The organism is Streptomyces sp. NPDC041122, from assembly GCF_055592445.1.
Genome location: NZ_JBVIYQ010000001.1, coordinates 994,375 through 1,017,562 on the forward strand (window position 1 = coordinate 994,375; position 23,188 = coordinate 1,017,562).

Genomic DNA, 23,188 nt, shown 5'->3' on the forward strand with positions numbered 1-23,188 from the left:
CACCGAGCACGCTCTAGCAACATTGTCCGCGAGGCAGCGCCGCAGGGATGGCGAGTACGCACATACCCCCACGGCCCCGCACCCACCACCGAACCCAAGGCGCAGACCCCAGCCCAAAGCACACCCGCACCCCGCACCCCACCACCGACCAAATACGCAGACCCACCCCATCCGCCCAGGAGAGGCTGAAGAAACCGTGCAGACCGCGCAGGACACCTCCGAACTCATCGCGCGCGCCCAGACCTGGCTCGCCGAGGACCCGGACCCCGACACCCGCGAAGAGCTCGCCAAGCTCATCGACGCCGAGGACACCGCCGAGCTGACCGCACGTTTCGCCGGCACCCTCCAGTTCGGCACCGCCGGCCTCCGCGGCGAACTCGGCGCCGGCCCCATGCGCATGAACCGCGCCGTGGTCATCCGCGCCGCCGCCGGCCTCGCCGCGTACCTGAAGGCCAAGGGCCGGACCGACGGCCCCGTCGTCATCGGCTACGACGCCCGCCACAAGTCCGCCGACTTCGCCCGCGACACCGCCGCCGTCATGACCGGCGCCGGCCTGCGCGCCGCCGTCCTCCCGCGCCCCCTCCCCACCCCGGTCCTCGCCTTCGCCATAAGGCACCTCGGCGCGGTCGCGGGCGTGGAGGTCACCGCCAGCCACAACCCCCCGCGCGACAACGGCTACAAGGTCTACCTCGGCGACGGTTCCCAGATCGTCCCGCCCGCCGACGCGGAGATCGCCGCCGAGATCGACGCGATCGGCGGCCTCGACGACGTGCCCCGCCCCGAGAGCGGCTGGGAAACCCTGGACGACGACGTCCTGGCGGCCTACCTGGCCCGTACGGACGCCGTCCTGGCCCCCGGCTCCCCCCGCACCGCCCGCGCCGTCTACACGGCCATGCACGGCGTCGGCAAGGACACCCTCCTCGCCGCCTTCGACCGCGCCGGCTTCCCCGCGCCCACCCTCGTCGCCGAGCAGGCCGAGCCGGACCCGGACTTCCCGACGGTCGCGTTCCCGAACCCGGAGGAGCCGGGCGCGATGGACCTGGCCTTCGCGACGGCGGCCCGTACCACCCCCGCCCCCGACCTGATCATCGCCAACGACCCGGACGCCGACCGCTGCGCCGCCGCCGTCAAGGACGGCGCGGACTGGCGGATGCTCCGGGGCGACGAGGTCGGCGCCCTGCTCGCCGCGCACCTGGTCGCCCGCGGCGCCCGCGGCACCTTCGCCGAGTCGATCGTGTCGTCGTCCCTCCTGGGCCGGATCGCCGAGAAGGCGGGCCTCCCGTACGAGGAGACGCTGACCGGGTTCAAGTGGATCGCCCGTGTGGACGGCCTGCGGTACGGCTACGAGGAGGCGCTCGGTTACTGCGTGGACCCCGAGGGCGTACGCGACAAGGACGGCATCACCGCCGCCCTCCTCCTGGCCGAACTCGCGTCCGAGCTGAAGGAGCAGGGCCGCACCTTCCTGGACCTCCTCGACGACCTCGCCCTGGAGCACGGCCTGCACGCCACCGACCAGTTGTCGGTCCGTGTGGAGGACCTGTCCCTGATCGCGGACGCGATGCGCCGCCTGCGCGAGCAGCCGCCGACGGAGCTCGCGGGCCTGCCGGTGACCAAGGCGGAGGACCTGACGCGGGGCACGGAGTCCCTGCCGCCCACCGACGGCCTGCGCTACACGCTCGACGGCGCCCGGGTGATCGTCCGCCCGAGCGGCACGGAGCCGAAGCTGAAGTGCTACCTGGAGGTGGTGGTCCCGGTGGCGTCCAGGGCGGACCTCCCGCAGGCCCGTACGCAGGCGACCGAAACGCTGGCGACGATCAAGCGGGACCTGTCGGCGGCAGCGGGCATCTGAACAGCACGGAGCACCCGGCCCGCGCGGGCACGCGAAAAGCAGAGCCACCCCCGCGCGGGCCCACCCCGAACCGCCCGGCTCGCACACCCACACCCACACCCACACCCACACCCACAGGCACCCGCACCCCCACACACCCTCCGTAGGAGTGGTCCCGCACCCGTAAGAGTGGTTCCGCTCCCGCACATGCCGCAGCGGCCCGGTGCGCTGCCGGTCCCCCAGGAAGGGAGGACCGGTAGCGCACGACCACGTTCCGGGAGCTGCCGCAGTGCCGTACGGAATCTCCGAGCCCTCGACCGCCGCCCCGCCCTCCCGCGTACCCGCGTCCAGGACCCCCGACAGGCCCCCGCACCCGCCCCACGGCCTCCGGGGCCTCCGGGACCTCGGCGACCGCCTGACCCGGGCCCTGCGCCACGCGGCCCCCGCCCTCCTCGCGTACGCGGCCGTGCGCACCCTGGGCCTGCTGGTCCTCACGGAGTGGGCGCACCGCGGGCCCGGGTCGCGCGGGCGCCTCGGGGTGCGGCATCTGCTGATGCGGTCCTGGGACTGCGACTGGTACCTGCGGATCGCCGACCACGGGTACACGCACACCCTGGGCACCCAGGTCGACGCCAACAACCTGGCGTTCTTCCCGCTGTTCCCCGCCCTCGTCCGAGCCGCCGACACCCTGCTCCCCTGGCTGCCGCGCGGCGCGGCGGGCCTGGGGATCACGCTGGTCTGCTCGTTCCTCGCGGCGTGGGGCATCTTCGCGGTGGGCGACCGGCTGTACGGCCGCCGGGCCGGGGTCGTCCTCGCGTTCCTCTGGGGCAGTCTGCCCGTCGCCCTCGTCCAGTGGATGGGCTACACGGAGTCGCTGTTCACGGCGCTCACCGCGTGGGCCCTGTACGCCGTGCTCACCGGCCGCTGGCTCTGGGCGGGCTCCCTCGCCTCACTGGCGGGACTCACCCGCCCCACCGGCGTCGCCCTCGCGGCGGCGGTCTCGCTGACGGCCCTGCTCACCCTGAGAGGCCGGGCGACCGCCCTCATCCTCAAGAGCACGCCCTCCGGCCCCACCCCCGGAGACAGGCCCTCCGGCCCCACCCTCGAAGGCAGGGCCACGCTCGAAGGCGGGGCCACCCTCCCCACCCTTCCCCCGCGCCCCCTCCTGGGCGCCCTGCTCGCCCCGCTCGGCTGGCTCGCGTACGTCGGGTGGGTGGGCCTGCGCCTGGGCCGGTGGGACGGCTACTTCGCCGTGCAGAAGCTGTGGCGCAACGAGTGGGACGGCGGTGTGGAGACGCTGCGCCGCATGCGCGACCTGTTCCTGACGGAGCGTCCGCCGCTGTTCCTGGCGATGGTGACCGCGACGCTGCTGGGCGCGGTGGTCCTCTACGTACTCTCCGCGTGTGACCGCCAGCCCCTGCCGCTGCTGGTCTTCAGCGGGCTGCTGCTGCTGATCGTCCTGGGCAGCAGCGGGGTCTACTTCCCGCGGGCGCGCTTCCTGCTGCCGGGCTTCCCGCTGCTGCTGCCGCTCGCCGTGGCGCTCGCGCGGGCGAGGACACGGGTGATGGTCACGGTCCTGACCGCGGCGGCCTTCGGCTCGGCCGTGTGCGGCGGTCACATGCTCCTCGGCTGGCACGGCCCGCCGTGACCGAAGCCGGACCCGGAGCCCCGGCTCGTACGGCCGACCCGCCCCGCACGTCACGCCTCACGTCGCCCCGCACGTCACGTCTCACGTCGCCCCGCACATCACGCCTCACGTCACCGCGAGCAGCACCCCGAGCAGCACCGCGCCCGCCACACACGGGACGACGACCTCGTACGCCCAGCGCACCACCGGCTCGCCCTGCGCGGACTCCTCCGTGGCCTGCCGTTCGGCGAGGCTGCGCAGCTCGTCCATGGACTGGTCGCCCGCGGCACGCGTCGGCGTCGTGGTGGGGTCGAGGAAGGGGCGGCCGCCGCTCGTCGGGTCGCCGGACGCGGCGGCCTGCGCCCGCCGGCGCGACGCCTTCTTGCGGCCGCGCAGCGAGACGGGGATGGCCCAGAGCTGGAACTTGGCGCCGGCGTTGGTCAGCACCTCGTTGGAGTACCCGGAGCGGAGCGTCGCGACGGACCCCCACGGCAGCGTGATGGTCCGGAACGGGTTGCGGATCCGGAGCCGGTCGTCGTTGGCGTACACGACGGGCCGCACGGTGTACGCGACGACGAGCGGCACCGCGAAGAGCAGCCCGGCGAGGGCGAGCCACGGGGTGCGGCCCTCACCCCGGACGACCGCGTCGATGCCGAGCCAGGCGCCCAGGCCGAGCAGCAGGACGCCACCGGCGATGCCGGCGGGGGACCGGAAGGTGCGGTCCTTGTACGCGGGCTCCGCCACGGGGTTCTGGGGGTCACTCATACCCTGATTCTGCCTGACGCCCACGGACCCCCTGAAACGGCTCCGGCAAACCCACCAGGACCCCTGAACGGCTCCAGCAACCCACCAGGGGCACGAGGAACCGCGCACAGAGCCCCGGACAACAGCACCCCAACGCGCAGCCCCACCCCGACCCGGTCCCGCCCCCAGGCTCCGGGACCCGCCCCTGTACAGCAGCTACGCGCGTAGATATGCTCCCCTCGTGACCATGCCCACTGCATTCGCTGACGTGACCGCGTCCGACAGCACGCTCCGCCGCTTCCTTCACGGGCTGCCCGGCGTCGACACGGTCGGCCTGGAGGCGCGTGCCGCCTCGCTCGGTACCCGTTCGATCAAGACCACGGCGAAGGCGTACGCCATCGACCTGGCCATCTCGATGATCGACCTGACGACGCTGGAAGGCGCCGACACCCCGGGCAAGGTCCGGGCGCTCGGCGCCAAGGCCGTGCACCCGGACCCGACCGACCGCGGCACCCCGCGCACCGCCGCCGTCTGTGTCTATCCGGACATGGTCGCCACCGCCAAGGAGGCCGTCGCGGGCAGCGGCGTCAAGGTCGCGTCCGTCGCGACCGCCTTCCCCGCGGGCCGCGCCGCCATCGACGTGAAGCTCGGTGACGTGCGCGAGGCGGTCGCCGCCGGCGCCGACGAGATCGACATGGTCATCGACCGGGGTGCCTTCCTCGCCGGGGACTACATGACGGTGTTCGAGCAGATCCGCGCCGTGAAGGAGGCCTGCGGCACCGCCCGCCTGAAGGTCATCTTCGAGACCGGTGAGCTCTCGACGTACGACAACATCAAGCGCGCCAGCTGGATCGGCATGATCGCGGGCGCCGACTTCATCAAGACCTCGACCGGCAAGGTCGGCGTCAACGCCACCCCGGCCAACACCCTGCTCATGCTGGAGGCCGTCCGCGACTTCCGCGCGCAGACCGGGGTGCAGATCGGCGTGAAGCCCGCGGGCGGCATCCGCTCCACCAAGGACGCGGTGAAGTTCCTGGTCCTGGTGAACGAGACGGCGGGCCCCGACTGGCTCGACAACCACTGGTTCCGCTTCGGCGCCTCGTCGCTCCTCAACGATCTGCTGATGCAGCGCCAGAAGCTGGCCACAGGACGCTACTCCGGCCCCGACTACGTCACGGTGGACTGAACCCATGACTTCCTCGCCTTTTGAGTACGCACCCGCACCGGAGTCCCGCTCCGTCGTGGACATCGCGCCGTCGTACGGCCTGTTCATCGACGGCGAGTTCGTCGAGGCGGCCGACGGCAAGGTCTTCAAGACCGTCTCGCCCTCGACCGAAGAGGTCCTCTCGGAGGTCGCGCAGGCCTCCTCCGAGGACGTCGACCGCGCGGTGCGCGCCGCGCGCGCGGCCTTCGAGAAGTGGTCGGCGCTGCCGGGCGCCGAGCGCGCCAAGTACCTCTTCCGCATCGCGCGGATCATCCAGGAGCGCAGCCGCGAACTGGCCGTCCTGGAGACCCTCGACAACGGAAAGCCCATCAAGGAGACGCGGGACGCCGACCTCCCCCTCGTCGCCGCGCACTTCTTCTACTACGCGGGCTGGGCCGACAAGCTCGACCACGCGGGGTACGGCGCGAACCCGCGCCCCCTGGGCGTCGCCGGCCAGGTCATCCCGTGGAACTTCCCGCTCCTGATGCTCGCGTGGAAGATCGCCCCGGCGCTCGCGACCGGCAACACGGTCGTCCTGAAGCCCGCCGAGACCACCCCGCTCTCCGCGCTCTTCTTCGCGGACATCTGCCGCCAGGCGGGCCTGCCCAAGGGCGTCGTCAACATCCTTCCCGGATACGGCGACGCGGGCGCGGCGCTCACCGCGCACCCCGACGTGAACAAGGTGGCCTTCACCGGCTCCACCGCCGTCGGCAAGCAGATCGCCCGCCAGGTCGCGGGCACCGACAAGAAGGTCACGCTCGAACTGGGCGGCAAGGGCGCGAACATCGTCTTCGACGACGCCCCCGTCGAGCAGGCGGTCGAGGGCATCGTCACCGGCATCTTCTTCAACCAGGGCCAGGTCTGCTGCGCCGGTTCGCGCCTGCTCGTGCAGGAGTCGATCCAGGAGGAGCTGCTCGACAGCCTGAAGCGGCGGCTCTCCACGCTGCGCCTCGGCGACCCGCTGGACAAGAACACCGACATCGGCGCCATCAACTCCGCCGAGCAGCTGGCCCGGATCACCGCCCTCGCCGACACCGGTGAGGCGGAGGGCGCCGAGCGCTGGTCGCCCGCCTGCGAACTGCCCACCTCCGGCTACTGGTTCGCGCCGACGCTCTTCACCAACGTCACGCAGGCGCACACCGTCGCCCGCGACGAGATCTTCGGCCCGGTCCTCTCGGTCCTGTCGTTCCGTACGCCGGACGAGGCGGTCGCCAAGGCCAACAACACCCAGTACGGGCTCTCCGCCGGCATCTGGACGGAGAAGGGCTCGCGCATCCTCGCGGTCGCGAACAAGCTCCGCGCGGGCGTCGTCTGGGCCAACACGTTCAACAAGTTCGACCCGACCTCGCCGTTCGGCGGCTACAAGGAGTCGGGCTTCGGCCGCGAGGGCGGCCGTCACGGTCTGGAGGCGTACCTCGATGTCTGACGCACGACTTGACGTCTTCAAGACCTACAAGCTGTACGTGGGGGGCAAGTTCCCCCGCAGCGAGAGCGGCCGGGTGTACGAGGTGACGGACTCGAAGGACAAGTGGCTGGCGAACGCGCCCCTCTCCTCCCGCAAGGACGCCCGTGACGCGGTCGTGGCCGCGCGCAAGGCGTTCGGCGGCTGGTCGGGCGCGACCGCGTACAACCGGGGCCAGGTGCTCTACCGCGTCGCGGAGATGCTGGAGGGCCGCAGGGACCAGTTCGTGCGGGAGGTGGCGGACGCGGAGGGTGTCTCCAAGGCCAAGGCCGCCGTCCAGGTCGACGCGGCGATCGACCGCTGGGTCTGGTACGCGGGCTGGACCGACAAGATCGCCCAGATCGCGGGCGGGGCCAACCCGGTCGCGGGCCCGTTCTTCAACCTGTCGACGCCGGAGCCGACGGGCGTGGTCGCCGTCGTCGCGCCCCAGGAGTCCTCGCTCCTCGGCCTGGTCTCGGTGCTCGCCCCGGTGATCGCGACGGGCAACACGGCCGTCGTGATCGCCTCCCAGGCGTCGCCGCTGCCCGCGCTGTCGCTGGGCGAGGTCCTCGCGACCTCCGACGTGCCGGGCGGCGTGGTCAACATCCTCAGCGGGAGGACCGCCGAGCTCGCGGCCCCGCTCGCCGCCCACCAGGACGTCAACGCGATCGATCTGACGGGCGCGGAGGCCGACCTGGCGCGGGAACTGGAGGTCGCGGCTGCCGACAACCTCAAGCGCGTGCTGCGTCCACAGCCTGTGGACTTCGCCGCCGACCCCGGCACGCACCGCCTGACGGCCTTCCTGGAGACCAAGACCGTCTGGCACCCCACCGGTTCGCTGGGCGCCTCCGGTTCGGCCTACTGAGCCGCCTCCGCACGGCGAAGCCCCGGCCCTCCTCCGTCCAGGAAGGGCCGGGGCTCCGTCATGTCCGGGGTGCGCGCCGCGACGCGTGTCACCACCTGGCGTGCGGCCACGGCCATCCGGTTCGGCGCCGGGGCGAGGTGCGGCGTGGGGAGCCGGGCGAGCCAGGTGCGCCGGCACCAGTCGGCGGCCATTGCCACGGCGTACGTGCGCAGCACCTCGCGCCGGCCGGTCAGCTCCTCCGGCACGGCGGTCTCGGCGGCCACCCGGTCCGCCATCGGCGCCCCCAGGTCGTCCTTGCCGCAGACGTGGCGGTACGCGGCCACGGGCGCGGCGCCCAGCTCGTGGCGAGGCGAGGCGAGGCGAGGCGGCGCATGGTGACGGCGGCGAAGCCCTCGGCGTCGCGGTACTCGGCTCCGTCCACACCGGCCGCACGACCGACACCCTCGCGGACCGGCTCGGCCCCGGGCGGCGAGCGCCCCACGCACGGCCACCAGCTGTCCCCCGCACTGCGCACACACCCGACCACGGCGAGCGCGGCGAACGCGACCGACGGGGCGGACCGGCCCTAACCCGGCAGGATGTCGGTCACCCCGCCCACCGCGGGCAGATCGGTGAGGGAGCCGCCCTCGGTGAGCGGCCCGGTGGCGAACGCCGTGCTGACCGGCTTGAAGTCCGCGACCTGGGTGCCGAGCGTGTTGTCGAGCGGGTCGGCGGTGGTGTTCGCCAGCGGGTCGAGCTGGAGCTTCTTGACCGCGCCGATGCCGCCCGCCGTCGAGTGGTGCAGGGCCGTCGTGAGGGCCTGCACCGGCATCCCCGGGTCGACGGCCTCAAGCGGCGCGGCGGGGGCGGGCTCCACCGCCGCGGCGGCACCCACACCGCCCACGCCGAGGGCGGCGCCCGCGGCGGTGACGGTGAGACCCGCGCGCAGCAGTGCGCGCGCGGCGGGCCGGGGTGACGAGGTTGCTGTGTGTCGTGCCATGGGTACCGCCCATATCCGTGCGTAGTGGGTGACCGAGCGAGCACGTAGCGTAGTTGAGGGGAGACGCGGGGACCAAAGGCCGACTCGCCAGGCCGGGAGCTGACGCCGCATCACATCGGTACGCCGGGCTGGGCACCCCGGGCGACTCGGTTGATAATGGCTCCCGTCCACGCTGACGAGCCGTGTCGGGAGATGCGGTCCACCCCTGGTGAAAAGGCCCGGAATTGAGCTCCCACTCCCCGATACCGACCCGCGTCGTGCTGCTCGCGGGCCCCTCCGGCTCGGGCAAGTCGTCCTTCGCCGCCCGCTCCGGGCTGCCCGTCCTGTGCCTGGACGACTTCTACAAGGAGGCCGGCGACCCCACGCTCCCGCAGGTCCCGGGCAGTTCGGACATCGACTGGGACTCCGCCGACTCCTGGGACGCGGACGTGGCGGTCGCCGCGATCGAGGAGCTCTGCCGTACGGGCCGCACGAACGTCCCCGTGTACGACATCGCGACCAGCGCCCGTGTCGGCCAGGAGACGCTGGACATCGAGCGCACCCCGCTCTTCATCGCGGAGGGCATCTTCGCGGCGGACATCGTGCGGCGGTGCCGGGAGCTCGGCGTGCTCGCCGACGCGCTCTGCCTGCGCGGCCGGCCCTCGACCACGTTCCGGCGGCGGCTGCTGCGGGATCTGCGGGAGGGCCGCAAGTCCGTGCCGTTCCTGCTGCGGCGCGGCTGGCGGCTGATGCGCGCCGAGCGCGCCATCGTGGCCCGGCACACGGCGCTGGGAGCGCACGCCTGCGGCAAGGAGGAGGCGCTGGGGCGGGTGGCCGCCGCGGCGGCGGGCCGCTGCGTGAAGGCCCGCGCGGAGGCCGCTTAGCCGAGGCGGGAGAGCGCGTGGCGAAAAGCAGAAGGACCGGAAAGACCCCCCGGCCTTCCGGTCCCGCCACTTGGTGCCCCCCGTGCTTTCCCCCGTGCCCGCCGCATCCCCCCGGAGCGGCGCCCCCGTGTTCCCCCGATCCTCAGGCGACCAACTCGCCGAAGGATTCCTCCTGGTCACGGCCGAAGCTGAGGACCTCGTCCTCGCGCAGCCGGCGGAGCGACCGCCAGATGCTGGACTTCACCGTGCCCACGCTGATGTCGAGGATGTCCGCGATCTCCGGGTCGGTGCGGCCCTCGTAGTAGCGCAGGACCAGCATCGTGCGCTGGAGTTCGGGCAGCCGGGCCAGGGCCTGCCACAGCACGGCGCGCAGCTCGGTGCCACGCATCGCGTCCGTGTCGCCCACCGTCTCCGGCAGCTCCTCGGTCGGGTACTCGTTCAGCTTGCGGCGGCGCCACGCGCTGATGTGCAGATTGGTCATGGTGCGGCGGAGATAGCCCCCGACCGCGGCCTTGTCGCTGATCCTGTCCCAGGCCCGGTACGTCGAGAAGAGGGCGCTCTGCAGCAGGTCCTCGGCCTCGAAGCGGTCACCGGTCAGGTGGTAGGCGGTCGCGTACAGGGAGGTGCGGCGCTCCTGGACGTAGGCGGTGAACTCCGCCTCCGACAGGGACTTCCGCTCCCCCGAACCCTCCCCGTACGACGCTCCCCCGTCCGTTCCCCCGTGAGCCGCGTGTCCCCCGTGGCTCTGCTGGAACGTGTCGACCACCGTCATGAACCCGGTGTGCTGACGCCCGGCGCCGCGAGCGCACCCCCGCCCGCTCACGGCACCGGACTTCTCAGAGCCCCTCCCGACGTCGTGGAGACGCGTGACAACTGCGCTCGAGCTGGTGCTGTGCAGCGTGTTCATCTCGCGCCCCCCGTCGGTGGAGTCCGGCTTGTTCCGTCTTGCTCGCGTGCTCTCTTGCTTGTGACCTGAACTCTGCCCGACCCACTTCATGACGGTGTCCGCCGACTGTCACAGGCCTGCAACAGGGGTTCGGGGGCCTTCCACCTGTGAAGGTCACGTGTGAGTGCGGGCACCTACCTGCCCTTTAGGGGCACGGGGAAGGGCAGGCAGTCGAACTGGGGCCGTGGCATGGGACAGAATGACGTCCGTGCCTTCCCTGTTGCTGATCGAGGACGACGACGCCATCCGGACGGCCCTGGAGCTTTCGCTCACGCGCCAGGGGCACCGGGTGGCCACTGCTGCCACCGGCGAGGACGGCCTGAAACTGCTCGGTGAGCAGCGGCCGGACCTGATCGTGCTGGATGTGATGCTGCCGGGCATCGACGGGTTCGAGGTGTGCCGTCGCATCCGGCGCACCGACCAACTGCCGATCATCCTGCTGACCGCGCGCAGTGACGACATCGACGTGGTCGTGGGCCTGGAGTCCGGCGCCGACGACTACGTGGTCAAACCCGTGCAGGGGCGGGTCCTCGACGCCCGGATCCGGGCCGTGCTGCGGCGCGGTGAGCGCGAGGCCAACGACGCGGCGACGTTCGGTTCGCTCGTCATCGACCGCGCCGCGATGACCGTGACGAAGAACGGCGAGGACCTCCAGCTCACCCCGACCGAGCTGCGGCTGCTCCTGGAGCTGAGCCGCAGGCCCGGCCAGGCCCTGTCGCGGCAGCAGTTGCTGCGGCTGGTGTGGGAGCACGACTACCTCGGTGACTCGCGGCTCGTCGACGCGTGTGTGCAGCGGCTGCGCGCCAAGGTCGAGGACGTGCCCTCGTCGCCGACCCTGATCCGTACGGTGCGCGGCGTCGGATACCGGCTGGACACGCCTCAGTGACCAAACCGCAGGACAAGCTCCGCGGCTGGGCCGCGGCGCGCAAGGCGATACTGGCCGGCCTCCGCTTCACCAGTCTGCGACTGCGGCTCGTCGTGGTGTTCGGTCTGGTGGCGCTCACCGCCGCCGTCTCCGCTTCCGGCATCGCGTACTGGCTGAACCGCGAGGCCGTGCTCACGCGCGCGCAGGACGCGGCGCTCAAGGACTTCCGGCAGCAGATGCAGAACCGCGCGGGCGCGCTGCCCGCCGACCCCTCGCAGGAGGATCTGCAGTCCGCCGCCGAGCAGATGGCGAGCAGCAGCCAGCGCTACAGCGTGCTGCTGGTCGCCGAGAAGAAGAACGGCGGCCAGATCGTCGGCTACAGCGACCTGGACGCCTTCACGCTCGCCAAGGTGCCGGGCCCGCTGCAGAAGGCGGTGAGCAGGAAGCAGGCGCTCACCTCGGGCAACAAGAGCCCGTACCACCTGTACTGGCAGCGGATCGCCGACCACGGCACCCCGTACCTGGTGGGCGGCGCCACCGTGATCGGCGGCGGCCCGACCGGGTACATGCTCAAGTCCCTGGAGCCGGAGGCGAAGGACCTCAGTTCGCTGGGCTGGTCCCTCGCCATCGCCACGGGGCTCGCGCTGATCGGCTCCGCGCTGCTCGCGCAGGCCGCGGCGACGACGGTCCTGAAACCCGTGCACCGTCTGGGAGTCGCCGCGCGGCGGCTCGGCGAGGGCAAGCTCGACACCCGGCTGCGGGTGTCCGGGACCGATGAACTCGCCGATCTGTCCAGGACGTTCAACAAGACCGCCGAGAACCTGGAGAAGAAGGTCGCCGACATGAGCGCCCGCGAGGAGGCGTCCCGGCGCTTCGTCGCCGACATGTCGCACGAGCTGCGCACCCCGCTGACCGCGATCACGGCCGTGACGGAGGTCCTGGAGGAGGAGCTCGACGCGGAGACCGGTTCGGTGGACCCGATGATCGAGCCCGCGGTACGGCTCGTGGTGAGCGAGACCCGCCGCCTGAACGACCTGGTGGAGAACCTCATGGAGGTCACCCGCTTCGACGCGGGCACCGCGCGCCTGGTCCTCGACGACGTCGACATCGCCGACCAGATCACCGCGTGCATCGACGCGCGCGCCTGGCTGGACGCGGTCGACCTGGCCGCCGAGCGCGGCATCACGGTCCGGCTCGACCCGCGCCGCCTCGACGTGATCCTGGCCAACCTCATCGGCAACGCCCTCAAGCACGGCGGTTCGCCGGTGGAGGTCTCGGTCCGCCTCGAGGACGCCAAGCTGGTGATCGCCGTACGCGACCACGGCCCCGGCATCCCCGAAGAGGTCCTGCCGCACGTCTTCGACCGCTTCTACAAGGCGAGCGCGTCCCGCCCGCGGTCCGAGGGCAGCGGCCTCGGCCTCTCCATCGCCCTGGAGAACGCGCACATCCACGGCGGCGAGATCACCGCCGCCAACTCTCCGGACGGCGGCGCCGTCTTCACGCTGTGGCTGCCGCGCGACGGCGAGGGCGTGGACGGCACCGAGGACGACCGCGCCGAGGGGGACGAGGCATGAACGGGCGACGGATGCGTGCGGTGGCCGCCGCCGTGGGGCTCGCCGCCCTGCTCGCCGGCTGCGGCATCAGGTCGACGGAGGTGCCGACCGACTACGGCGCGGCGCCGTCGCGGGTGCCGTGCGTGCTGGCGGGCGCCGGGATCACCCCGCAGTCGGCGGGCGGCGTACCGGTGGAGGTGTTCCTGGTGTGCGCGTCGCAGCTGGTGACCGTCGACCGGAGCCTGCAGATCCGTGACGACAAGGCGGCCACCGACCGGGTGCGCATCGCCCAGGCGCTCCTCGACGAGCTGGCCGATCCGCCGTCGGGCGCCGAGAAGGAGGCGGGCTTCGCGACGGACGTGCGCGGCGCCACCACCGTCTCCGGGCCCCGTAAGGGCGACCCCGCCGACGCGCTGCGGATGAGTACGCCGCCGGAGGGTCTGTCCGCGTTCGCGCTCGCCCAGATCGTGTGCACGCTGGCCGACAACGCGGCGGCGGACGACGGCGCGGTGGTCATGGGCGGCCCCGGCAGGAGCCCGCTGCGGCGCTACGAGTGCACCACCGAGGTGCGCGCCAGGCCCGGGACCGTGGCACCGCCCATGAAGAGCGTCGCGTAGCCGGCGCCAGGTACGCGGAACCGATCCTGCCGCCCCGGACGTCTTGGGGGGCGTGCGTCAAGGCTCGGGCGGCCGCATTGCCGCCATCCGCTTCCGTGCGGCGGGGGGATTCCTCCTCGTCGCACACCTCCTGCTCGTCGGGTGGATCACGCTGCGTCCCCTGGACGTGCCCTGGGTGAGCGCCGCGAATCTGCAGCCCCTCGCCGGGATCAAGGCGGATCTGGCGCTGGGCGGTCTCCAGGCGGTCCGCCGGATCGGTGAGAGCGTGCTGCTCCTGGCCCCGCTGGGGGTGCTGCTGCCGCTGGCCGGCGGCCGGCTCGTGGTCTCGCCGTGGGGGTCGCTGGTCCGTACGGTCGCCGCCGGCGCCCTGCTCTCGCTCGGCATCGAGCTGCTGCAGACCGGGGTGCCCGGTCAGGTCGTCGACATCGACTCGCTGCTGCTCAACACCCTCGGGGTGGCCGTCGCGCACCTCGCGGTGGTGCCCGCGGCCCGGGTCAGGCTCCGCCGCGGTCAGGACGGGGAGGAGCGCGTGCCCCTCCTGCGGGAGGACACCCCTCAGGGGCCGACCCCGACGATTCCCAGGGTCGGCATCGCACCGTAGAGCGATGCTTTGACCGGCTTCGTGAACGTACCGTCGAAGTATCGGGGCACAAGGAGTCCGAGGCCTCGGTAATCGACCGCAAGCAGCATCCACGTTCGCGAAGGAGCCCGACATGACCGCCCTTGCCCGCCCCCACCACGGCCGGATGATCGGCGGAGTGTGCGCAGCCCTGGCCCGGCGCTTCGGCACCTCCGCGACGACGATGCGGGTGATCTTCGTGGTCTCCTGCCTGCTGCCGGGGCCGCAGTTCCTGCTCTACATCGCGCTGTGGATCCTGCTCCCCGGCGAGGACAAGGTCCGCCAGGCCTGGTGACCGCGGCCCGGCGGGCACGACCCGGCGGGTACGGCCGCGCGACGCGATGGGGCGCCCCTCGACACGAGGGGCGCCCCATCGGCGTACGCGCTGCGTCGGATCAGCCGAGCGGCAGGCCGTTCACGCCGGTGCCGCCGAGGGGCAGGCCGCCGAGCAGGCCCGCGACCGGGGAGGCGGGCTTCTTGGGCTTGGGCTTGGCGGCGGCAGCGCGGGACGTCTTGTCGCCGAGGAGCTGCGGGGCGGCCTGGGCGACGGTCGGCGCCGCGGCCTTCACGCCGCTGTCGAGGGCGCTCTGGCCGGCGCTCAGCGACTCGGTGGCGCCGGTCAGACCGCCGACGGGCACCACCGAGGAGACCGGGCCCAGGGCGGCCGCGGGGTCGGGGACACCGGCGGGGGCGGCGTTCGCGGCACCGGCACCGGCGGCGGCGAAGGCGGCGCCGAGCGCGGCGACACCGAGGGTCTTGGCGGCAGACTGCTTCATCTTCAATGCGTCCTTGTGTCTCTGCGACTGTGTTTACGAAGGGGGGTTCCCACGGTTCAACGACCGTGGGGAGCCCCGATCACGGGCGGCCGGGAAATGAAAGCGGCCGGGAGCGGATGCTCCCGGCCGCTGCCGCGTGACGCGGAGACGGACGCCGTGTGTCAGCTCGCGACAGAACCGCTGGTGGACACGGTCTGGCGGAACAGCCACTCGGACTTCAGCTCGGCGTAGCCCGGCTTGATCACGTCGTTGATCATGGCGAGACGCTCATCGAAAGGAATGAATGCTGATTTCATCGCATTGACTGTGAACCACTGCATGTCGTCGAGCGAGTAGCCGAACGTGCCGACCAGGTGCTCGAATTCGCGGCTCATGCTGGTGCCCGACATCAGACGGTTGTCGGTGTTCACCGTCGCCCGGAAGTGCAGCTTGCGCAGCAGGCCGATGGGGTGCTCGGCGTAGGAAGTGGCGGCGCCGGTCTGCAGGTTCGAGGTGGGGCAGAGCTCCAGCGGGATGCGCTTGTCCCGTACGTACGACGCGAGGCGGCCGAGCCGGACGGTGCCGTCGTCGGCGATCTCGATGTCGTCGATGATGCGCACGCCGTGGCCGAGGCGGTCGGCGCCGCACCACTGCAGGGCCTGCCAGATCGACGGCAGGCCGAAGGCCTCGCCCGCGTGGATCGTGAAGTGGTTGTTCTCGCGCTTGAGGAACTCGAAGGCGTCGAGGTGGCGGGTGGGAGGGAAGCCCGCCTCGGCGCCCGCGATGTCGAAGCCGACGACCCCCAGATCGCGGTAGCGGTTGGCGAGTTCGGCGATCTCCAGGGCGCGGGCCGCGTGCCGCATGGCGGTGAGCAGCGCGCCCACCCGGATGCGGTGGCCGTTCTCCTTGGCGCGGCGCTCGCCCTCGCGGAAGCCGTCGTTGACCGCCTCGACGACCTCTTCGAGGGTGAGGCCGCTCTCCAGGTGCTGCTCGGGGGCGTACCGGATCTCGGCGTAGACGACGCCGTCCTCGGCGAGGTCCTCGGCGCACTCGGCGGCCACGCGCTTGAGGGCGTCCTTCGTCTGCATCACCGCGCAGGTGTGGGCGAAGGTCTCCAGGTAGCGCTCCAGGGAGCCGGAGTCGGCCGCCTCGCGGAACCAGATCCCGAGCTTGTCGGGGTCGGTCTCGGGCAGGCCCTCGTAACCGCAGTCGCGGGCGAGGTCGACGATCGTGCCGGGACGCAGGCCGCCGTCGAGGTGGTCGTGCAGGAGCACCTTGGGGGCGCGGCGGATCTGTTCGGCACTGGGCGTTTCACGGTCCGTGTGACCGGTCGTGTGTGTCTGGCTCGTCATTTCGGCACTCTAGCGCCTACGCGCGTAGAACTCACTGGTCGATACGTAACAGTGACCCTGCGGACGGGTCGCGTACACCATCGCTTCTGACACTGTTCTGTCATGGCAGAGGAAGGGACCGCGGGGCCGGCGGGCGCGGCCAGGCTCGGGCGCGTGATCGGGACGGCGCCGTCGGCGGTGGGCGGGGCGGTGCTGCTGCTGCCCGGTGGCGCCGAGACCTCCACGCGTAAGCCCTCGCCGCTCGCCGGCGCGGGGGTGCGGGCGCTGGGCCGCAGACTCGCCCACGACGGGCGCGCGGCGGGCCTCGCCACGCATGTCGTGCACTACCGCTGCCGGGGCTGGAACGGCGCGCAGGCGCGGCTCGCGCACGACACGGCCTGGGCGGTGGAGGAGGTCGTACGGCTCTACGGCGACGTCCCCGTGTGTCTGGCCGGAGTGGACATGGGCGGCCGGGCCGCGCTGCGCGCCGGTGGCCACGACGCCGTCAACTCCGTGCTCGCGGTGGCCCCTTGGCTGCCCGAGGACGACGTGGCCGCACCGCCGGAGCCGGTGAAGCAGCTCGCGGGGCGGCGGGTGCTCATCGTGCACGGCACCAACGACGAGCGGACCGACCCCGAGCTGTCGTTCCGGCTGGCCGAGCGGGCGAAGAAGGCGAACCGGGACGTGTGCCGGTTCGAGGTGCACTCCGACGGGCACCGGCTGCACCAGCATCAGTCCGAAGTCCTCGCGCTGGCCTCGGACTTCGTGATGGGCACGTTGTTCGGGGCCGGGTTCGCCCGGCCCCTGGAGGATGCGTTGGCGGCTCCGCCGCCGTTGGGGCTTCGGATGCCGCTCGCCTCCGGCTTCGGGCGGTCGCTTCGACGGTGACCCGGCGACGGAGCGCCGCCATCACCGGCTCCGCCGAGTTCGTCCCCAAGCGCCGGACGGGCTGAAATCCCGGCCGCGTACGCCTCACGCGCCGTGCGGGCCGGCGTCCGCCACCAGGTTGCCCTTGCGGCTCAGCAGGAACGCCTTGAACGCCGCCACCGGTGGCGTGTCCGGGTGGCCGTCCAGCCAGGCCACACCGATCTCGCGGACCGCGCGCTGGCCCGTCACCGTCAGCTCCACCACCCCCGGGCGCGGCACGGCCGGGGGCGGCAGCAGGGCCACGCCCAGGCCCGCCGCGACCAGGCCGCGCAGCGTCTCCGCCTCCTCGCCCTCGAAGGCGATCCGGGGGCGGAAGCCCGCGTCCCGGCAGAGGTCGTCCGTGATGCGCCGCAGGCCGTACCCGGGCTCCAGGGTCACGAACGCCTCGTCGGCCGCCTCGCCGAGCCGGACCCGCTTGCGGGAGGCGAGGCGGTGGTCGTCGGGTACGACCAGGCGCAGGCGCTGCTCGTCGAGGCGGCGGGCGACGAGGTCGGGGGCGTCCGGCACGGGTGAGGTCAGACAGAGGTCGAGCTCGCCGGCGCGCAGCCGCTCGATCATCGCCTCGCCGTAGTTCTGCACGAGGCTGAAGCGCACGCGCGGGTGATCGGCGCGGAAGGCGCGGATCAGGCCGGGCACCGTCTCCGAGCCCCTGGTGTGCAGGAAGCCGAAGGCGACCTTGCCGGTCTCCGGGTCGGCGTCCGCGCGCACCGACTCCGCGGCCCGCTCCACCTCGCCGAGGGCCCGCTCGACCGAGCCGAGAAAGGTGCGGCCCGCCGGGGTGAGCGAGACGGTGCGGCCGCGGCGGACGAACAGGTCGACGCCCAGGTCCCGTTCGAGCCGGACGAGCGCGCGGGAGAGCGTCGACTGCGGGATCCCCAGCTGCTGCGCCGCGCGGGTGACGTGCTCGGTGCGGGCGACGCCCGCGAAGTACGCGAGGCGGGGAGCAAGCAGCGTGACGATGTCCTCCGCGTCACTGTCATGTGACAGACGCGGCTGTGACCTCTGCTGATGCTGCATGGGATCGATTATGGCGTTTCCATGCATTGGACGCATCAAAAGTCCGGTCGTAGGTTCGAGGCATGCCTGCTGCCAGTAGCGGGGCGTCCGTCACCCATGCGGCCGCCCCTGCCCCGTCGTCCCCTGCCACCGACACCCGGCTGACCCCGGGCGGGCCCGGCTACCGCCGGATGAGCTTCGCGCTCTTCCTCGCCGGCGTCGCCACCTTCGCCCTCCTCTACTCCACGCAGGCCCTCCTCCCGCTCGTCTCCGCCGACTTCGGCGTGAGCGCGAGCACCGCGAGCTGGACGGTGTCCGGCGCCACCGGCGCCCTGGCCCTCTTCGTCCTGCCGCTGAGCGCGCTCAGCGAACGCTTCGGGCGGCGCGCGGTGATGACCGCCTCGCTGACCGTCGCCGTCGTCGTCGGACTCGTCGTCCCCTTCGCGCCCTCCGTCGAGGTCCTGATCGTGCTGCGCGCGGTGCAGGGCGCCGCGCTCGCCGGTCTGCCCGCCTCCGCGATGGCGTTCCTCGCCGAGGAGGTGCGGCCCAAGGCGCTGGTCGCCGCGATCGGCATGTTCGTGGCGGGCAACTCCATCGGCGGGATGAGCGGGCGCATCGTCACCGGCTGGGTCGCGCAGGCGTGGGGCTGGCGCGCGGCGGTCGGCGTGGTCGGTGTCGTCGCCGTGCTGTGCGCGGTCGCGTTCCGCGTGCTGCTGCCCGCGCCGCGGCACTTCACCGCGGGCACGCTCAGCCCCCGGTCCCTCGCCCGTACGGTCCGTACGCATCTGTCGAACCCGCTCCTGTGCCGGCTGTACGCGATCGGGGCGCTCTTCATGACCGTCTTCGGCGCGGTCTACACGGTGATCGGCTACCGCCTCACCGAGGCGCCCTTCTCGCTCCCGCAGGGCGTCATCGGCTCGATCTTCCTCGTCTACCTCGTCGGTACGGTCTCCTCGGCGGCCGCCGGGCGCCTGGTGGCCCGGCTCGGGCGGCGCGGGGCGCTGTATCTGGCGGTGAGCACCACGGCCGGCGGGCTGCTGCTCTCCCTGTCGCCGTCGCTGGTCCTGGTGCTCCTTGGCCTGGTGCTGATCACCGCGGGGTTCTTCGCGGGGCACGCGGTCGCCTCCTCGTCCGTGAGCCGGACGGCCACCGAGGGGCGTGCGCAGGCCTCCGCGCTGTACCAGTCCGCGTACTACCTGGGCTCCAGCGCGGGCGGCACGCTCGGCGCGGTCGCCTTCCACGCGGGCGGCTGGGCCGGGACGGTGGGCCTCGGGGTCCTCGCGGTGCTCGGCGTCGTGTCCGTGACGGTGTGGGGCTCGCACGCGGCGCGGGTCCAGGAGCGGCGCGGGCTGGTGGCGGCGGCGCGCTGAGGCGCCGGGCGCCTTGTTGCTCCACCCCTTTTCACCTGCGGGTTTTCCCACTCCGGGGGCCGTTGTCAGTGGGCTGCGGTAGCTTCCGATGTGTGGGGCCTCACAGGGGGCCGCGCGCTCGAGCCAGGGGTGGGTTGGGATGGGCGACATCGCAGGGACGACGACCGATCTGGACGTCACGCTGGAGAAACACCGCGTCGAGCTGACCGGGTACTGCTACCGGATGCTGGGCTCGGCCTTCGAGGCCGAGGACGCCGTGCAGGACACGATGGTGCGGGCCTGGCGGAGCTTCGAGAAGTTCGAGGGCCGCTCCAGCGTCCGCTCGTGGCTGTACCGCATCGCGACCAACGTCTGCCTGGACATGCTGAACGCGGGCAACCGCCGGGCCCGCCCCATGGATCTGACCGCGGCCGCCCCGCTGGCGCAGGCCGCGCTCAATCCGCGCCCCGACAACACCTGGCTGGAGCCGGTGCCGGACGCCCGCGTCCTGCCGACGCCCGGCGACCCCGCGGAGGCCGCGGTCGCCAAGGAGTCGGTGCGGCTGGCCTTCGTCGCGGCGCTGCAGTCCCTGCCGCCGAAGCAGCGGGCGGTGCTGATCCTGCGCGAGGTGCTCGCGTGGAAGGCCAATGAGGTCGCCGAGCTGATCGACACCTCCGTCGCCTCGGTCAACAGCGCGCTGCAGCGGGCCCGCGCCACCCTCGCCGAGCGGCCGGCGGATGACACGGCCGTCTCCGATCCGCTGGACGAGGAGCAGCAGAAGCTCCTGGACCGCTATGTCGCCGCCTTCGAGGGGTACGACATGGCGGCGCTGACGGCGCTGCTCGCCGAGGACGCCGTCATGACGATGCCGCCGTTCGACCTGTGGCTGCGCGGCACCGCGGACATCACGGGCTTCATGACCACGATCGGCGCGAGCTGCGTCAACAGCCGCCTGTTCCCGGTGAACGTGAACGGCACGCCGGGCTTCGCGCACTACAAGCCCGACCCGGACAACGGCGGTTACACGCCGTGGGCGATCCAGGTCATCGAGATCTCAGAGGGACGTATCGCCGGCTTCCACTGCTTCCTGGACGTTCAGCGGTGGTTCCCGCTCTTCGGCCTGGCTCCCCGTCTCGACGACTAGCCCGAGGAGCTCGACCAGACCGACGAGGCGCAGCAGCGCCTGCAGGGCGGGGGCGGGGTTCCGGAGCCGGATCCGCCGCCCGGCCCTGCGGGCGGCCAGGTGCAGCCGGGCGATGGCGTCGACGGTGGTGAGGTCGGCGGTGGTGACGGCGGCGACGTCACAGACGACGTCGCCCGCCCTCCCCCCGCCGGGCCCGTGCCGGGCGGGGGCCACCTGCTCGCACAGGCGCGGGATGTCGCCCGGGCGCAGGGGGCCCGCTATGCGGATCAGGTGCTCGTCGTGCTGCTCGTCGTGTTCGTCGTGGGCGGGGCGCGTTCGGCGCGTCTCGTGCTCTTCTGATTCGGCCACGCAGGGTTGACCGGCGGGGCGGGCGGAATTCATCGGTGATCGCGCCCGGGACCCGGCATGCGCGCGTCAGTCCACGGGGAAGGCGCTGGTGTCGATCTCCAGGGAGAAGGGCTCGGGAAGAGTGATGGGCTCGCCGAACTTGCAGGCGCTGAGGATGCGGTAGACGCGGTCGTGGGGCTCGCCGTGGAGGGTGACTCTGGGACCACCTGGGGCCCAGCGATCGATGAGGAGGTAGAGAGGGACCCCTGCTGCCGCGTAGCCCGCGAGCTTACCCACGCGATCGTGGTGGGCATTGGACGGCGAGGTCACCTCGACGACGAGTTCGGCAGCGCTCGCTGAAACGGAGGTACCAGGCGCTCCGGCTTCCGCAACAGGCACTACGACAAGATCCGGAATGAACATTCCCAGACTCAGCGGTACCGATACGGACAGCGTCTGGTAGATGCCCCAGTCCTCCGGAAGCACGGAATACAGGCGACGTTGCACCTTCTCCGCGATGACATGGTGCTGGTTGGCTGGGCTGGGTGACACGGTGATGACCCCATCAATGATCTCCACCTTGCTGCCCTCGGGCCACTCCATCTCCTCCCGGAGCCGGAGCAAGTCCTCCCAGCTCTGGCCAGGCCAACGGCCGACGGCGAGTGCGCTCATGGCGGTCTCCTCTTTGGGTACGTCACCGATCCCAGCATGCCGAACGGGACCGACGGCGGTCCACCGATCCCGTTCACCCGTACGAGAAAGCCCTGGCCAGAGCCCTGTCGAGGGGCCGCGGGCGCGCCCGCGGCCGGCCCTCAGCCGATCCGGTCCAGCACGATCGGTGCAGGCGCGAAGTCCGTGCCTGCGGGGGCGATGTCGTACGCGCCCTCCACCGACTCCAGCGCGTACGCGAAGCGCTCGGGCGTGTCCGTGTGCAGGGTCATCAGCGGGGCGCCCGCCTCGACGGAGTCGCCCGGCTTGGCGTGGAGTTCGACGCCCGCACCCGCCTGGACCACGTCCTCCTTGCGGGCCCGGCCCGCGCCGAGGCGCCAGGCGGCGACGCCGACGTCGTACGCGTCGAGGCGGGTCAGGACACCGGACGACGGGGCGCGGACCACGTGCTGCTCGCGGGCCACCGGGAGCGCCGCGTCCGGGTCGCCGCCCTGGGCCGCGATCATGCGACGCCACACGTCCATCGCGGAGCCGTCGGCGAGGGCCTTCGCGGGGTCGGCGTCCGGCAGGCCCGCCGCGTCCAGCATCTCGCGGGCCAGCGCGAGGGTCAGCTCGACGACATCGGCCGGGCCGCCGCCCGCGAGGACCTCCACCGACTCGCGGACCTCCAGGGCGTTGCCGGCGGTCAGGCCGAGCGGGGTCGACATGTCCGTGAGCAGGGCCACCGTGCGCACCCCGCTGTCGGTGCCCAGCTCGACCATCGTGGAGGCCAGTTCGCGGGCGTCGTCGAGGTTCTTCATGAAGGCGCCGGTGCCGACCTTCACGTCCAGGACCAGGGAGCCCGTGCCCTCGGCGATCTTCTTCGACATGATCGAGGAGGCGATCAGCGGGATCGCCTCGACCGTGCCGGTGACGTCGCGGAGCGCGTAGAGCTTCTTGTCGGCGGGGGCCAGGCCGTCGCCCGCCGCGCAGATGACCGAGCCGACGGTGTCGAGGACGTTCAGCATCTCCTCGTTGGAGAGCAGCGCGCGCCAGCCGGGGATGGCCTCCAGCTTGTCCAGGGTGCCGCCGGTGTGGCCGAGACCGCGGCCCGACAGCTGCGGTACGGCCGCGCCGCACGCGGCGACCAGCGGGGCGAGCGGCAGCGTGATCTTGTCGCCGACGCCGCCCGTGGAGTGCTTGTCGGCGGTCGGCCGGGACAGCGAGGAGAAGTCCATGCGCTCGCCGGACGCGATCATCGCGGCGGTCCAGCGGGCGATCTCCTTGCGGTTCATGCCGTTGAGCAGGATCGCCATCGCGAGGGACGACATCTGCTCGTCGGCGACCGCGCCGCGGGTGTAGGCGTCGATGGCCCAGTCGATCTGCTCGTCGCCGAGCTCGCCCCGGTCGCGCTTGGTGCGGATGACGGAGATGACGTCCATGGCGGTCCTTCCAGCAGTACAACGGCGTACGTACATAGATATGCCGCGACTCTACGCGCATAGAGCCGGGAGCTGAAGGCGGCCCCGCACCCGAGATCTCCAAGGGGGCGGGGCCGTC

Annotated in this window: 24 protein-coding genes; 14 read left to right on the forward strand and 10 right to left on the reverse strand. The window is 72.4% G+C overall.

The features are described 5' to 3' along the window. Positions 1–196 precede the first annotated feature (196 nt). Positions 197–1,849, forward strand: coding sequence for a phospho-sugar mutase (locus ACZ6B8_RS04305; RefSeq protein ID WP_471606230.1), 1,653 nt, complete (start codon positions 197–199; stop codon positions 1,847–1,849). Between the two features lie 268 nt (positions 1,850–2,117). Further along, positions 2,118–3,476 carry a hypothetical protein gene (locus ACZ6B8_RS04310; RefSeq protein ID WP_471606231.1) on the forward strand — a complete coding sequence of 453 codons (1,359 nt, stop codon included), beginning with the start codon at positions 2,118–2,120 and terminating at the stop codon, positions 3,474–3,476. A 105-nt stretch (positions 3,477–3,581) separates the two neighbouring features. On the opposite strand, the gene ACZ6B8_RS04315 is transcribed toward ACZ6B8_RS04310, so the two are convergent. Then, entirely contained in the window at positions 3,582–4,220 is a 639-nt protein-coding gene (locus ACZ6B8_RS04315) for a PH domain-containing protein (RefSeq protein WP_471606232.1), read from the reverse strand. A gap of 226 nt (positions 4,221–4,446) precedes the next feature. Between ACZ6B8_RS04315 and deoC the strand changes: the two genes are divergently transcribed. The 3 genes from deoC to ACZ6B8_RS04330 are packed head-to-tail and all read left to right on the forward strand — an operon-like array spanning position 4,447 to position 7,709. Continuing rightward, positions 4,447–5,385, forward strand: a complete 939-nt coding sequence (gene deoC, locus ACZ6B8_RS04320) for a deoxyribose-phosphate aldolase (RefSeq protein ID WP_471606466.1) — start codon at positions 4,447–4,449, stop codon at positions 5,383–5,385. Between the two features lie 4 nt (positions 5,386–5,389). Beyond that, a complete protein-coding gene (locus ACZ6B8_RS04325; RefSeq protein ID WP_471085007.1) occupies positions 5,390–6,829 on the forward strand; it encodes an aldehyde dehydrogenase family protein in 1,440 nt (479 codons plus the stop codon). After that, on the forward strand, positions 6,822–7,709 hold the full coding sequence (locus ACZ6B8_RS04330) for an aldehyde dehydrogenase family protein (RefSeq protein ID WP_471085004.1): 888 nt from the start codon (positions 6,822–6,824) through the stop codon (positions 7,707–7,709). Before ACZ6B8_RS04325 ends, ACZ6B8_RS04330 begins: the two co-directional genes overlap by 8 nt. On the opposite strand, the gene ACZ6B8_RS04335 is transcribed toward ACZ6B8_RS04330, so the two are convergent. Further along, the gene (locus tag ACZ6B8_RS04335) at positions 7,703–8,032 is read right to left on the reverse strand and encodes a hypothetical protein (RefSeq protein WP_471085001.1); all 330 of its coding nucleotides are present in this window, start codon (positions 8,030–8,032) and stop codon (positions 7,703–7,705) included. The two genes, ACZ6B8_RS04330 and ACZ6B8_RS04335, sit on opposite strands and share 7 nt — an antisense overlap. 242 nt (positions 8,033–8,274) lie before the next feature. Continuing rightward, entirely contained in the window at positions 8,275–8,688 is a 414-nt protein-coding gene (locus ACZ6B8_RS04340) for a hypothetical protein (RefSeq protein WP_471084998.1), read from the reverse strand. A 224-nt stretch (positions 8,689–8,912) separates the two neighbouring features. Here ACZ6B8_RS04340 and ACZ6B8_RS04345 point away from each other — a divergent pair, with 224 nt between their 5' ends. Next, positions 8,913–9,551, forward strand: coding sequence for a uridine kinase family protein (locus ACZ6B8_RS04345; protein ID WP_471084995.1), 639 nt, complete (start codon positions 8,913–8,915; stop codon positions 9,549–9,551). 142 nt (positions 9,552–9,693) lie between these two features. Here ACZ6B8_RS04345 and ACZ6B8_RS04350 read toward each other — a convergent pair whose 3' ends face one another. Continuing rightward, a complete protein-coding gene (locus ACZ6B8_RS04350; RefSeq protein ID WP_471606233.1) occupies positions 9,694–10,458 on the reverse strand; it encodes a SigE family RNA polymerase sigma factor in 765 nt (254 codons plus the stop codon). Between the two features lie 247 nt (positions 10,459–10,705). On the opposite strand from ACZ6B8_RS04350, the gene afsQ1 reads away from it, so the two are divergent. The 5 genes from afsQ1 (at position 10,706) to ACZ6B8_RS04375 (ending at position 14,446) form a co-directional block, all read left to right on the forward strand. Then, the gene (afsQ1, locus tag ACZ6B8_RS04355) at positions 10,706–11,383 is read left to right on the forward strand and encodes a two-component system response regulator AfsQ1 (RefSeq protein ID WP_030779097.1); all 678 of its coding nucleotides are present in this window, start codon (positions 10,706–10,708) and stop codon (positions 11,381–11,383) included. Then, entirely contained in the window at positions 11,380–12,936 is a 1,557-nt protein-coding gene (locus ACZ6B8_RS04360) for an ATP-binding protein (RefSeq protein ID WP_471606234.1), read from the forward strand. The genes afsQ1 and ACZ6B8_RS04360 overlap by 4 nt, the downstream gene beginning before the upstream one ends. Next, positions 12,933–13,532 (forward strand): hypothetical protein, encoded by a 600-nt coding sequence (locus tag ACZ6B8_RS04365; RefSeq protein ID WP_471084985.1) that lies wholly within the window; start codon positions 12,933–12,935, stop codon positions 13,530–13,532. Before ACZ6B8_RS04360 ends, ACZ6B8_RS04365 begins: the two co-directional genes overlap by 4 nt. Positions 13,533–13,584: 52 nt before the next feature. Further along, on the forward strand, positions 13,585–14,133 hold the full coding sequence (locus ACZ6B8_RS04370) for a VanZ family protein (protein ID WP_471606235.1): 549 nt from the start codon (positions 13,585–13,587) through the stop codon (positions 14,131–14,133). A gap of 112 nt (positions 14,134–14,245) precedes the next feature. Then, positions 14,246–14,446 carry a PspC domain-containing protein gene (locus tag ACZ6B8_RS04375; RefSeq protein WP_471084979.1) on the forward strand — a complete coding sequence of 67 codons (201 nt, stop codon included), beginning with the start codon at positions 14,246–14,248 and terminating at the stop codon, positions 14,444–14,446. Positions 14,447–14,546: 100 nt separating this feature from the next. Here the strand turns inward: ACZ6B8_RS04375 and ACZ6B8_RS04380 are convergent, their stop codons facing one another. Together ACZ6B8_RS04380 and ACZ6B8_RS04385 are read right to left on the reverse strand one after the other, a co-directional pair. Beyond that, the gene (locus ACZ6B8_RS04380) at positions 14,547–14,927 is read right to left on the reverse strand and encodes an ATP-binding protein (RefSeq protein ID WP_358710344.1); all 381 of its coding nucleotides are present in this window, start codon (positions 14,925–14,927) and stop codon (positions 14,547–14,549) included. A gap of 161 nt (positions 14,928–15,088) precedes the next feature. Next, positions 15,089–16,258 carry an adenosine deaminase gene (locus tag ACZ6B8_RS04385; RefSeq protein WP_471084975.1) on the reverse strand — a complete coding sequence of 390 codons (1,170 nt, stop codon included), beginning with the start codon at positions 16,256–16,258 and terminating at the stop codon, positions 15,089–15,091. A gap of 102 nt (positions 16,259–16,360) precedes the next feature. Here ACZ6B8_RS04385 and ACZ6B8_RS04390 point away from each other — a divergent pair, with 102 nt between their 5' ends. Further along, positions 16,361–17,125, forward strand: a complete 765-nt coding sequence (locus tag ACZ6B8_RS04390; RefSeq protein WP_471084973.1) for an alpha/beta hydrolase — start codon at positions 16,361–16,363, stop codon at positions 17,123–17,125. Between the two features lie 84 nt (positions 17,126–17,209). Here the strand turns inward: ACZ6B8_RS04390 and ACZ6B8_RS04395 are convergent, their stop codons facing one another. Next, the gene (locus ACZ6B8_RS04395; RefSeq protein WP_471606236.1) at positions 17,210–18,181 is read right to left on the reverse strand and encodes a LysR family transcriptional regulator; all 972 of its coding nucleotides are present in this window, start codon (positions 18,179–18,181) and stop codon (positions 17,210–17,212) included. Positions 18,182–18,243: 62 nt separating this feature from the next. On the opposite strand from ACZ6B8_RS04395, the gene ACZ6B8_RS04400 reads away from it, so the two are divergent. Both ACZ6B8_RS04400 and ACZ6B8_RS04405 read left to right on the forward strand, forming a co-directional pair. Beyond that, positions 18,244–19,530 (forward strand): MFS transporter, encoded by a 1,287-nt coding sequence (locus ACZ6B8_RS04400; RefSeq protein WP_471606237.1) that lies wholly within the window; start codon positions 18,244–18,246, stop codon positions 19,528–19,530. A gap of 139 nt (positions 19,531–19,669) precedes the next feature. Then, positions 19,670–20,653, forward strand: coding sequence for a sigma-70 family RNA polymerase sigma factor (locus tag ACZ6B8_RS04405; RefSeq protein ID WP_471606238.1), 984 nt, complete (start codon positions 19,670–19,672; stop codon positions 20,651–20,653). Here the strand turns inward: ACZ6B8_RS04405 and ACZ6B8_RS04410 are convergent. The 3 genes from ACZ6B8_RS04410 to ACZ6B8_RS04420 all read right to left on the reverse strand — a co-directional run bounded on the left by ACZ6B8_RS04410 (position 20,564) and on the right by ACZ6B8_RS04420 (position 23,070). Then, on the reverse strand, positions 20,564–21,001 hold the full coding sequence (locus ACZ6B8_RS04410; protein WP_471606239.1) for an STAS domain-containing protein: 438 nt from the start codon (positions 20,999–21,001) through the stop codon (positions 20,564–20,566). The genes ACZ6B8_RS04405 and ACZ6B8_RS04410 overlap by 90 nt on opposite strands. Before the next feature lie 66 nt (positions 21,002–21,067). After that, positions 21,068–21,652: a Uma2 family endonuclease gene (locus ACZ6B8_RS04415; RefSeq protein ID WP_471606240.1), complete on the reverse strand. Its 585-nt coding sequence runs from the start codon at positions 21,650–21,652 to the stop codon at positions 21,068–21,070. A 140-nt stretch (positions 21,653–21,792) separates the two neighbouring features. Next, positions 21,793–23,070, reverse strand: a complete 1,278-nt coding sequence (locus ACZ6B8_RS04420) for a thymidine phosphorylase (protein WP_471606241.1) — start codon at positions 23,068–23,070, stop codon at positions 21,793–21,795. Between the last annotated feature and the right edge of the window lie 118 nt (positions 23,071–23,188).